Origin of the sequence: Shewanella sp. SM101, assembly GCF_025654465.1 — a bacterium.
In the GTDB taxonomy this organism is placed as follows: Bacteria; Pseudomonadota; Gammaproteobacteria; order Enterobacterales; family Shewanellaceae; genus Shewanella; species Shewanella oncorhynchi.
Genome location: NZ_JAKKRH010000005.1, coordinates 15454 through 27169, shown reverse-complemented (window position 1 = coordinate 27169; position 11716 = coordinate 15454). Strand labels below are relative to the sequence as shown.

The window sequence follows — 11716 nt, the reverse complement described above, 5'->3', positions numbered from 1 at the left end:
GGAAGTGAGTTACAGTATCGGATCTTTATTGATGCGAGACTCTTTTAACACTTCTTTCACTCGTTTCAAATTATCGCGGAAACGTGGGCCTCTACGTAAGGTAAAACCCGTTGCCAATACATCTATAGTGACTAATTGGGCTAAACGCGAGGCCATAGGTAAATACATGTCAGTATCTTCTGGCACTTCCATTGTCACGGGCAGTGTACATTCCATTGACAAAGGCGAGTTGCGGGCGGTAATACCAATCACAGCTGCACCATTTTCTCTCGCTAAACGCGCGATTTCAATCAATGACTTAGTACGGCCAGTGTGGGAAATCAATACCACCACATCGCCCTCATTACTGTTGATACAGCTCATGCGTTGCATTAGAACATCGTCAAAACAGATGACAGGGACATTAAAGCGGAAGAATTTATTTTGCGCGTCATGGGCAACTGAAGCGGATGCGCCTAGGCCAAAAAAGGAAATAGTCTTAGCTTGAGTGAGAATATCAACGGCTTTATTAATGGCTGAAATGTCTAGGCTTTGACGTGCGGTATCGAGCGAAGCCATTGAAGATTCGAATATTTTTGTCGTGTAAGACTCAGTTGAATCATCTTCTTCAACGTGGCGGCTCACATAAGGTGTACCGTTCGCAAGACTTTGCGCTAGATGTAACTTAAAATCAGGGAAACCTTTAGTATCTAAGCGGCGGCAGAAACGATTCACAGTAGGTTCACTGACATCTGCCATCTTAGCCAGTGTGGCGATGCTAGAATGTATAGCTGTCTGTGGTGATGCTAAGATCACCTCTGCAACTTTGCGTTCTGATTTACTAAAATGGGTGAGGCTTTTTTGAACCTTTTCTAGGGTATTCATACGCGTATGTCCGCTAAATTGAGAATGTAATTTTATTTATTTTTATTTCGTGGGAGCAGATCAAGACTGGCGGCCCACTAATAGACTCTATGTAGTAACTTTTCAGTACAATTTTGAAATAAGACTTTACTACCTTCAGTAATTTAAGCACAAAAAGCATATCAGATTTATGCAGCAAGTGACTAGTTAGCTAGAATGTTAATATTTATAAAAATAGATGCATTTAACAAATTCTGTTGTTATATTACAACAAAAGTGTGGATTTCTTCATCGACATGAAGGGACACGACATACAAAGGAGATCGTAACGCAATGGGCAAAACAACATCAGGCGCCAAAGCTTGTGACTTCGTACTCTTTGGTACTAAAGGCGATTTGGCACGACGCAAGTTGTTACCTTCTTTATACCAGCTAGATAAAGCTGAACTTCTCGATAAAGATACGAAAGTGATCGGTGTCGCGAAAGACGAGTTTACTCAAGATGAGTTTATCGAATTAGTCACGCTTGCATTAAACACCTTCGTGAAAGAGCCTTTGTGCGAAGAGACTCTCCAACGTTTCCTGTCCCGCTGCCACTATATAGGCACTAACTTTACCGATTCAGCGGGCTACAGTGCCTTCCATGATCTGCTCAAACCAGAAGAGCGCGTGATGGTCAGTTACTTTGCTACGCCACCTGCAATATTCGGCGACATTTGCCGTTGTTTGCATGAACAAGATCTTATCCACCCAGATTCACGAGTGGTGCTCGAAAAGCCCATCGGCTCAGATTTAGACTCTTCTCGCGTCATCAATGACCAAGTTTCCGCTTACTTCAAAGAACGTCAGGTTTACCGTATCGACCATTACTTAGGTAAAGAAACCGTACAGAACTTGATTGCCCTGCGTTTTGCGAACTCTTTATTTGCCTCTAAGTGGGACAACCGTACGATTGACCACGTCCAGATCACAGTCGCAGAAGAAGTGGGTATCGAAGGCCGTTGGGGTTACTTCGACAAAGCGGGTCAGATGCGCGATATGATCCAAAACCATTTGCTGCAAGTGTTAACGCTCGTTGCCATGGACCCACCTGTTAACTTAGACGCTGACAGCATCCGTGATGAAAAAGTTAAAGTGCTTAAATCACTGCGTCCGATTAATTCAGACAATGTGTATGAAAATACCGTACGCGGTCAGTACAGCGCAGGCTTCTTAAAGGGCAGCCCAGTCCCGGGTTATTTAGAAGAAGAAGGCGCCAACCTTCAATCACACACAGAAACCTTCGTGGCTATTCGTGTGGATATCGACAACTGGCGTTGGGCGGGCGTGCCTTTCTATTTACGTAGCGGTAAACGTATGCCGTTTAAGAGCTCTGAAATTGTGGTGTATTTCAAAAACCCACCGCATAACTTATATCGCTCAAGCTACCGTAATCTGCCACCGAACAAGCTGACGATCCGTCTGCAGCCCCATGAAGGGGTTGAAATCCAGATGATGAACAAAGTGCCAGGTTTGGAGCAAAAACAACGTCTACAAACCACTAAACTCGATTTGAGCTTCTCCGATACCTTTAAAAATGAACGCATCGCCGATGCCTATGAGCGTCTATTACTCGAAGCTATGCTCGGTAATCAAGCGCTGTTCGTGCGCCGCGACGAAGTCGAGCAGGCATGGACTTGGGTGGATGGCATTATCCAATCGTGGGAACAAAGCAACGAAAAACCAAAACCTTATCCTGCGGGTACTTGGGGTCCAGTTGCGTCAGTTGCTTTGATCACCAAAGATGGCCGTTCGTGGGACGAGTAGGAGACTTTGATGATTAAAGAAACCGTATTCAAATCTTTCGATACGCCAAGTGCGTTAGAACAACAGCTTGCGAATAGAATTGCGAGCCAGTTGCAGGAAGCCGTCGATGCCCGCGGAAAAGCCAGCTTAGTGGTTTCCGGTGGTTCGACGCCGCTTAAGTTATTTCAACTATTGAGCATGAAATCCATCGATTGGAGTGATGTTTATATCACGCTTGCCGATGAGCGCTGGGTTGAAGCCGACGCCGATGCTTCTAATGAGCGTCTCGTGCGTGAACATTTATTACAAAACCGTGCGGCGAATGCCAAATTCCGCGGTTTAAAAAACATGTTTTCGACCGCAGAAGCGGGCGCCGATATGGCCGCCGAGTCCTTGTCTAACTTCCCACGTCCTTTTGATGTGGTGGTGTTAGGCATGGGTAACGATGGTCATACCTGCTCTTGGTTTCCCTGCAGTGCTGAGCTTGAACATGCGCTCACAACCCAAGCCCTGTGTGTGGCGACGAACCCCACCACAGCGCCCCATGGTAGAATTACGCTCTCTAAGAGTGCGATTCTGAACAGCAGACAAATTTATCTGCACTTGGTCGGGGAACAGAAATTATCCGTATATCGTCAAGCGTTAGAAAGTGATGATGTCCATGCTATGCCTATCAGAGCCGTATTAGCGCAGCGTAAAACGCCCGTTGATGTGTTCTGGAGCGCTTAAGGAGTCACTATGCACTCAGTAGAAATACACTCAGTAGTTCAAGCTGTTACCGACAGAATTATTGCCCGTAGCAAAGCGTCACGTGAAGGTTATCTCGCCGCATTGAATGATGCCCGTAACCATGGTGTACACCGTAGCTCATTGAGCTGTGGCAACTTAGCCCATGGTTTTGCCGCCTGTAATCCAGACGACAAAAATGCATTGCGTCAATTGAATAAAGCGAACATCGGCATAGTGACGGCATTTAACGATATGTTATCTGCGCACCAACCCTATGAAAAATATCCTGAATTGCTTAAAAAAGCCTGTCAGGAAGTCGGCAGTGTTGCACAAGTGGCGGGCGGTGTTCCGGCCATGTGTGATGGTGTGACTCAAGGTCAACCCGGTATGGAATTGAGCTTACTGAGTCGTGAAGTGATTGCGATGGCAACGGCTGTGGGTTTGTCTCACAACATGTTCGATGGCGCTTTACTGCTCGGCATTTGCGATAAAATTGTTCCAGGTTTACTTATCGGCGCCTTAAGTTTTGGTCACTTACCTATGTTATTCGTGCCGGCAGGGCCGATGAAATCAGGTATCCCGAACAAAGAAAAAGCCCGTATCCGTCAACAATTTGCCCAAGGTAAAGTGGATCGCGCGCAACTGTTAGAAGCTGAAGCCCAGTCTTACCACAGTGCGGGAACCTGTACTTTCTACGGCACGGCAAACTCGAATCAGTTGATGCTTGAAGTGATGGGCCTGCAGTTACCTGGCTCGTCATTTGTGAATCCTGATGATCCACTGCGCGAAGCGTTAAATAAGATGGCAGCTAAGCAAGTGTGTCGTTTAACCGAAATGGGCACCCAATATACCCCAATAGGTGAAGTGGTCAGCGAAAAATCTGTGGTTAACGGCATAGTCGCGCTATTAGCGACAGGCGGTTCAACTAACTTGACGATGCACATAGTCGCCGCGGCTCGTGCTGCCGGTATTATTGTGAACTGGGATGATTTTTCTGAATTATCCGATGCTGTACCATTAGTGGCGCGCGTGTATCCAAACGGTCACGCCGATATTAATCATTTCCATGCAGCCGGTGGCATGGCGTACTTAATCAAAGAATTGCTCGATGCGGGTTTATTGCATGAAGATGTGAATACCGTTGCGGGCTTTGGTTTACGCCGTTATACCCAAGAGCCAAGGTTGCTCGACGGTGAACTGCGCTGGGTCGATGGTCCAACGACTAGCTTAGATACTGAAGTGTTAACGTCAGTCGCATCACCTTTCCAAGGCAACGGTGGCTTGAAATTACTCAAAGGTAATTTAGGCCGCGCTGTGATTAAAGTGTCAGCAGTACAAGAACAACATCGTGTCGTTGAAGCGCCCGCTGTGGTGATTGACGATCAAAACAAACTCGATGCCTTGTTCCAAGCCGGTGCTTTGGATAGAGATTGTGTTGTGGTGGTTAAAGGTCAAGGCCCGAAAGCTAACGGTATGCCAGAACTGCACAAGTTAACCCCATTATTGGGAACGCTTCAGGACAAAGGCTTTAAAGTCGCGCTGCTGACCGACGGTCGTATGTCTGGCGCGTCGGGTAAAGTCCCTGCGGCCATTCATTTAACGCCAGAAGCATTAGATGGCGGTTTAATTGCCAAAGTCCAAGATGGCGACTTGATCCGTGTCGATGCGTTAACTGGCGAACTGAGCTTGCTTGTATCTGAAGCTGAACTTGCCACCAGAGCCGCGGGAATTGTGGATTTACATCGCTCACGTTATGGCATGGGCCGCGAGTTATTTAGTGCGCTACGTTCAAATCTAAGTAGTCCAGAAACTGGTGCGCGTTGTACTAATGCCATCGATGAACTTTATTAATACAAAGGAAGAATAACGCAATGCTTGAGAATAACTGGTCACTACAGCCACAAGATATTTTTAAACGCAGCCCTATTGTTCCTGTTATGGTGATTAACAAGATTGAACATGCGGTGCCATTAGCGCGAGCACTGGTTGCAGGCGGCATTAGCGTGTTAGAAGTGACTTTGCGTACGCCTTGTGCACTCGAAGCTATCACTAAAATCGCCAAAGAAGTGCCAGAGGCCTTAGTGGGCGCGGGTACTATTTTAAATGAAGCTCAGCTTGATCTTGCGATTGCCGCTGGTGCGCAGTTTATTATTACCCCAGGTGCAACGGTTGAACTGCTCAAAGCGGGTATGCATGGTCCAATCCCTTTAATTCCAGGGGTTGCGAGCATTTCAGAAGTGATGACGGGGATGGCGCTCGGTTACACCCACTTTAAATTCTTCCCAGCTGAAGCTTCGGGTGGTGTTGATGCTCTTAAAGCCTTCTCGGGTCCGCTAGCGGATATTCGCTTCTGCCCAACAGGTGGTATTACGCCAAGCAGCTATAAAGATTATTTAGCGCTGAAAAACGTCGATTGTATTGGTGGTAGTTGGATTGCGCCAACGGATGCAATGGAACACGGCGATTGGGATCGTATCACTCAACTTTGTAAAGATGCCATTGGCGCTTTATAAATCGAGTTTGAAATAGTGACAAAATAAAAAACCACCGCGAGGTGGTTTTTTGTCTTTTATCTTTCACATTTTGATAAAGAACGGCTGTGATAGCTGACTCTGTAGAAAGTCGGGGTTTTTACAGTAACACGAGCATTTACAAACAGTCTGGCTTTATAGAAAGCCGGGCTGCGAAATGATCGCTTGCCTACATTTCCTTGCTCAGTTCCACATTTGAGCCGGCTTTTGGGCTAAATAGCTGTTGATACAGTCTGCCTGCAAACTCATCTGTCATCCCCGAAATATAGTCCGCCAACACTCTGTGACTGTTTAAACCTTGTTGCTCACTTTCACGCCAGCGCTCTTGGGTGTTCAGTGGCAGTAAACGCTCGGGATCGGAAGCGAAGGCTTCGAATAATCCCATCACAATCTGCTGGCCCTTATATTCGAGCATTTGGATCTCAGGTTTACGGATCACGTATTTATAAACCAGTTGCTTGAGCACATTGAGCGCAATGGCAAATTCTGGCTCTAACGTCGCATTAAAGCGCAATAATGGCTCTTCGAACACGTCATCTTCTGAGATAACAATAGCGGTGACAAAGCCATTAACGAGTGTGCCTATGGCATCTTTACGTAGGTGATGCTCATGGGAAAACAGCTTATTGCCAATATCGGCAAGCTCTTGTCGTATCCACGAATCGCCACTGTTGGTCAGTGTCGGCGCAACATCTTGATGCCACTGGGATGCCGTGACTATACCCATCACGATCGCATCTTCGAGATCGTGCACCGCATAGGCGATATCATCTGCCAGTTCCATAATCGAGCAATCGAAGGATTTAAACTGAGTGCGCAGATGTGGATAGTGGTGCAGGGCGGGGTGTGATCCTTGCTGCGTCGATGTAAAACGACTGCGGTCTGCCTCAGATAACGGCTCAAGCACCCAAGCGAAGATGTCGTTATCATCGTCGAAAATGCCCTTAACCGGCGGCCATTGTGACGGCTTGAGCTGTCTATGGTTGGTGATTTCGTTATGCTCGCCCGCGACAAATAGCTTCGAGTGCGGCGCGGGGTATTTCAAAATCCCGAGCATGGTACGCCGACACAAGTTCATCCCGAAATCTAATGTGTAGGGCTCAAGCTTAGAGAGAATTCGAAAAGTTTGGCCATTGCCTTCAAAGCCGCCGTGGTCGCGCATCATGTAATTCAATGCCACTTCGCCGCCGTGGCCGAAGGGAGGATGACCAATATCGTGGGCTAAACATAAGGACTCTAATAAGCTCATAGAGCAAAGCAGCTGCTTATGCTGTGGATATTTGCGTCTGAGCTGGGCTGCTATGCCAGTGCCAATTTGCGAGACTTCGAGTGAGTGGGTTAATCGAGTGCGATAGAAGTCATTCATGCCAACGCCGAGCACTTGCGTTTTGGCCTGCAGGCGGCGAAAGGCGGCCGAGTGGAGAATACGCGCCCTGTCTCTTTGGTAAGGGCTGCGGTGATCGTTACGCCGTTGTTTATCTTCACCATGACGGCGTTCTTGCCAAACACTTGAAGTCATATGCATTCCTAGCGAGAGTGGAAAATCAAAGCATCTTGTTAATTTCGTCTAAATTCAAGGTGAAACTGGGCACAAAGCAGCTCATAAAATACTGTACTGCGGGATCAGGATTTGTCGCCAGCATATCTTCGAGACGCTTACGGGCGGTATTGAATTCACTGTTGCCGGCGCGGTTTTCTTCAAGACATTTAAGGTAAGCGCACAGAGTATCGGCGGATTTCACTATGGTCTTGTAAATGGGATCGGCGTAATCACTGATGAACAGACTGCGATAATCTTCTTTAAATTCCTCAGGCACCATATCCAGCATGCGCTGCTCGGCAATCGCCTCAATCTTTTTATACTCGGCTTCGATTTCTTTGTTGAAGTATTTCACCGGCGTCGGTAAGTCACCCGTGAGGATTTCACTGGCATCGTGAAAAATCGCCAGACTTGTAGCTTGATGGGGATCAAGCGTCGTGCCGAACTTTTTATTGCTGATGATCACCAGTGCATGGGCCACCATGGCGACTTGTAGCGAGTGTTCTTGAACATTTTCAGTGCGAACGTTGTACATCAAAGGCCAGCGTTGGATAAGTTTCATTCGAGCTAAATGGGCAAATAAGTGACTCATAGTTTTCCTGCTAAAGAGTGAAATCGGAAGGCGACAAGCTGCAATGGAAGACATGAAACGAGTGAGTAGGCAGTATTGACGCTAGTGAAGTCTTAGATTATCACAGCCTTGGATGACACGTGAGTATGAGCGTAGAGGATTTAAAGAAATAGCTAAAAATAAAGCGACCGCTAGGATCGCTTTATGTCTCAAACCGTTAAAGGGATATTTTACTGTCGATAGTTTTCGAGGAAGGCCCCAAACTCGGTAAATGCTTTCTTCAGATCTTCTTTATAGGGCAAGAAAACCACTCGTAAATGGTCAGGCTCAGGCCAGTTAAAGGCCGTGCCGTGCACTAACAGAATTTTCTTTTCTCTGAGTAAATCCAGCACTAAACGCTCATCATCCCTTAGGTTGAATTTCTTCATATCCAGTTTCGGAAAGGCATAGAGTGCGCCCTTTGGTTTTTTAACGCTCACACCTGGAATTTGGTTAAGTAATTCGTAACAGGCATCCCTTTGGACTGTGAGGCGGCCATTAGGCAAAATAAGCTCGTTAATACTCTGATAACCGCCGAGCGCAGTTTGAATCGCATGTTGATTGGGCACGTTTGCACAGAGGCGCATCGAGGACAGCATCTCTAAGCCTTCGATGTAACTTTTAGCAGCCTTAAGATTGCCAGATAACATCATCCAACCAACACGAAATCCTGCTGCACGATAAGCCTTTGATAAACCGTTAAAAGTAACAGTTAAAATATCATCTGATAGACCCGCAGCAGGAATATGCTTGGCTTCATCGTATAAAATTTTATCGTAAATTTCATCGGCAAAAAGGATCAGATCATGTTGACGACACAGTTCAACCACTTGCAGCAGTAATTCTCTGCTGTATACCGCTCCGGTTGGGTTGTTCGGGTTAATCAGCACTATGCCGCGGGTACGTGATGAAATTTTACTTTTAATGTCGTTGAGATCGGGGAACCAGTCCGCTTCTTCATCGCAGCGATAATGCACAGCCTTGCCGCCCGCGAGATTCGCCGCTGCTGTCCACAGGGGATAGTCTGGTGAGGGGATTAAGATCTCATCATCGGTATTTAGCAAGCCTTGCATTGCCATCATAATGAGTTCTGAAACGCCGTTACCTATATAGATATCTTCAATATCGACACCAAAAATCCCTTGGGCTTGATAATGCTGCACTATGGCCTTACGGGCAGAGAATAATCCTTTTGACTCACAGTAGCCTTGGGCACTGGGTAAATTGAGGATCACATCGCGCACAATTTCTTCAGGCGCTTCGAAACCGAAGGGGGCCGGATTACCAATGTTGAGTTTGAGGATTCGATGCCCCTCGTCTTCTAAACGTCTGGCTTCCTTGTGCACTGGGCCGCGGATGTCATAGCAAACGGTATCCAGCTTGTTGGATTTGATGATAGGGCGCATTTACACCTCGGAACATGCATAAAGTTTTGGCTTAAGTTAGCGCACCATAACGAAATTTCATTGCAGATGAAAGGGGGGATAAGCACAGAATTGCGCTTTTTTTATAAATATCCCTCAGTTAAATATGCTTTAACAGTCGATTAAAGAAATCTGAACAAGTTTTATGTTCTGATATTGGCATGATTTTAAGATTGTTTATCTATTGGGTTGGTAGAGGAATCTTGTTTATGTTTTTTCATTTCGAAAGATGAAAATGCGTTTTCATTAGCTGACTCATATTTGATTTCTCTATATTAGCCATATTAATCGTGACAGAAGAAAATGTATTTTAGCTGATACTTAATGGTTGATTTTTAATCAGATGTTTTTGATAAGGTAAACTTATGCCGCGGCATTTTATCTTGTGATAATTAGGCATATTTATTGAATGCTTATTAAGCTAAGAAGATCATAAATGTTTAAGTTACAATGGCGTTAAAAGTCTTCTAGATTATACGGTTATCTAAAATTGTCTCGCGGGAAATAAATTTATTTTCTATCAAGTTAAATTTATAGTTGACTCAATATTCGATGCGCTTTATTTTCTGCGCGATGTTTTTGGCAAGGCACCTTAGATAGCAAGCAATTCGCGGGTTTTATCTTCAGGGTTAGTCATCATGAAGCAGCTGTGTTGACGTTCTAAATCGTGTTGATTTCAGACGTTATTCTAAAACCATTTGCCTTTTAGGCGATTTATTTAGAGGACCTAAGTGCATGTCTGAACCGACAGCGTTAAGTCTCATTCCACCTTTGGTGGTATTGGTGTTAGCTATTTGGTTACGCCGTCCTATTTTATCTTTGATCATAGGTGCGGTAACCGGTTTCCTGTTACTCGATCCCAGTCAAGTCTTAAACAATTTTGCTAGTGTGTCATTGAAGGTTATGGCCGATGAAACCATAGGTTGGTTGATTCTGGTGTGTGGTGGTTTTGGCGCGCTCATCGCACTTTTAGTACGAACTGGCGGCGCATTAGCGTTTGGCCGCAATGCACTTAAATTGGCGAAAGGACCTAAATCTTCCCTATTAATGACTTTTATCCTTGGGATCGTGATTTTTATCGATGACTATCTCAATGCGTTGACCGTGGGTGAAACCATGAAGCGTGTAACGGATAAATTTAAAGTGTCCCGTGAAATGCTCGCCTATGTCGTGGACTCCACCGCCGCGCCCGTGTGCGTGTTAGTGCCATTATCGACTTGGGCGGTATTTTTTGGTGGATTACTGGTGGATAACGGTGTGGCAGCCGAAGGTCAAGGCATTGCAGTTTATATGCAAGCCATTCCTTACATGCTTTATGCTTGGTTAGCTGTGGCTATGGTGCTACTTGTCGCATTAGGTATTGTGCCCGCCATTGGTCCAATGAAGACTGCGCAGCTGCGCGCTGCCCAAGGTGAACCCGCGGAAGCGCAAGTGGATTTCGACCAAGTGCAAACTTCGGATGAATATGCAGTTAAAGCCATAGAAGAGGAATTTAAGCACGCCGATAATCAGGGCAAACTGCATAACTTTTTAGTGCCCATTGGTTTATTAGTTGCCTTTACCGTGTACTTTGATATCGACGTGTGGAAAGGCTTGCTGGCGACCTTAGTTATCACGATTCCTTATTATGCAGTGCAGCGCTTGATGCCATTTTCAGAGATGATGGACCAAATGATCGATGGCTTTAAAAGCATGCTACCGGCCATTAGCACTGTAATTGCGGCGTTTGTGTTTAAGGATGTGTGCGATCAGTTGTTACTGCCGCAGTATGTCATTGAGTCATTAAGCCCATTTATGACACCTAAATTGCTGCCTGCGGTAGTGTTTTTATCTATGGCTATACTCGCGTTTGCCACAGGTTCGAGCTGGGGTATATTTGCCGTGACGATTCCTATCGTGATGCCATTAGCGCAAGCGGTTGGGGCGGACATCCCATTAGTCATTGGGGCCTTATTGTCTGCATCATCATTTGGTAGCCAAGCGTGCTTCTACTCAGATTCAACCGTATTGGCCGCCCAAGGCTCAGGTTGTAACTTAGTGAGCCATGCTGTGACTCAGTTACCTTATGCACTTATCGCAGCAGTAATAGCATTTATCGGCTTTATTGTGATTGCATAACTTCTGTCACGATTAATATAAGAAACCAGCTACGGCTGGTTTTTTTATGTCTGCCGTAATTAGGTTAGACGGCTAGAGTGAGTAAAAGGTGAATAAAGAGTGATGAGGCTTGAACTAGGATAAACACGATTACACT

9 protein-coding genes are annotated in these 11716 nt (G+C 45.8%); 5 read left to right on the top strand and 4 right to left on the bottom strand.

Annotated features, from left to right (window positions below; translation table 11 throughout):
* Positions 1 to 9: 9 nt before the first annotated feature.
* Complete coding sequence (locus L5M38_RS03985) at positions 10 to 864, bottom strand: MurR/RpiR family transcriptional regulator (RefSeq protein ID WP_006081563.1); 855 nt, start codon at positions 862 to 864, stop codon at positions 10 to 12.
* A 312-nt stretch (positions 865 to 1176) separates the two neighbouring features.
* Here L5M38_RS03985 and zwf point away from each other — a divergent pair, with 312 nt between their 5' ends.
* From zwf to L5M38_RS03965, 4 genes are read left to right on the top strand one after another with little or no spacing between them, the layout of a single operon-like run.
* The gene (gene zwf, locus L5M38_RS03980) at positions 1177 to 2649 is read left to right on the top strand and encodes a glucose-6-phosphate dehydrogenase (protein WP_028759998.1); all 1473 of its coding nucleotides are present in this window, start codon (positions 1177 to 1179) and stop codon (positions 2647 to 2649) included.
* Positions 2650 to 2658: 9 nt separating this feature from the next.
* A complete protein-coding gene (pgl, locus tag L5M38_RS03975) occupies positions 2659 to 3357 on the top strand; it encodes a 6-phosphogluconolactonase (RefSeq protein ID WP_263145701.1) in 699 nt (232 codons plus the stop codon).
* Positions 3358 to 3381: 24 nt separating this feature from the next.
* Entirely contained in the window at positions 3382 to 5208 is a 1827-nt protein-coding gene (gene edd / locus L5M38_RS03970) for a phosphogluconate dehydratase (protein ID WP_198573512.1), read from the top strand.
* A 20-nt stretch (positions 5209 to 5228) separates the two neighbouring features.
* The gene (locus tag L5M38_RS03965) at positions 5229 to 5870 is read left to right on the top strand and encodes a bifunctional 4-hydroxy-2-oxoglutarate aldolase/2-dehydro-3-deoxy-phosphogluconate aldolase (protein ID WP_028759995.1); all 642 of its coding nucleotides are present in this window, start codon (positions 5229 to 5231) and stop codon (positions 5868 to 5870) included.
* 187 nt (positions 5871 to 6057) lie between these two features.
* Here L5M38_RS03965 and L5M38_RS03960 read toward each other — a convergent pair whose 3' ends face one another.
* The 3 genes from L5M38_RS03960 to L5M38_RS03950 all read right to left on the bottom strand — a co-directional run bounded on the left by L5M38_RS03960 (position 6058) and on the right by L5M38_RS03950 (position 9444).
* Positions 6058 to 7407, bottom strand: a complete 1350-nt coding sequence (locus L5M38_RS03960; protein WP_071939812.1) for an anti-phage deoxyguanosine triphosphatase — start codon at positions 7405 to 7407, stop codon at positions 6058 to 6060.
* A 25-nt stretch (positions 7408 to 7432) separates the two neighbouring features.
* Positions 7433 to 8020, bottom strand: a complete 588-nt coding sequence (gene yfbR / locus L5M38_RS03955) for a 5'-deoxynucleotidase (protein WP_115334657.1) — start codon at positions 8018 to 8020, stop codon at positions 7433 to 7435.
* A 209-nt stretch (positions 8021 to 8229) separates the two neighbouring features.
* Entirely contained in the window at positions 8230 to 9444 is a 1215-nt protein-coding gene (locus tag L5M38_RS03950; RefSeq protein WP_105252462.1) for a pyridoxal phosphate-dependent aminotransferase, read from the bottom strand.
* 753 nt (positions 9445 to 10197) lie between these two features.
* Between L5M38_RS03950 and L5M38_RS03945 the strand changes: the two genes are divergently transcribed.
* Positions 10198 to 11580 carry a Na+/H+ antiporter NhaC family protein gene (locus tag L5M38_RS03945; RefSeq protein ID WP_113939692.1) on the top strand — a complete coding sequence of 461 codons (1383 nt, stop codon included), beginning with the start codon at positions 10198 to 10200 and terminating at the stop codon, positions 11578 to 11580.
* Positions 11581 to 11716 lie beyond the last annotated feature (136 nt).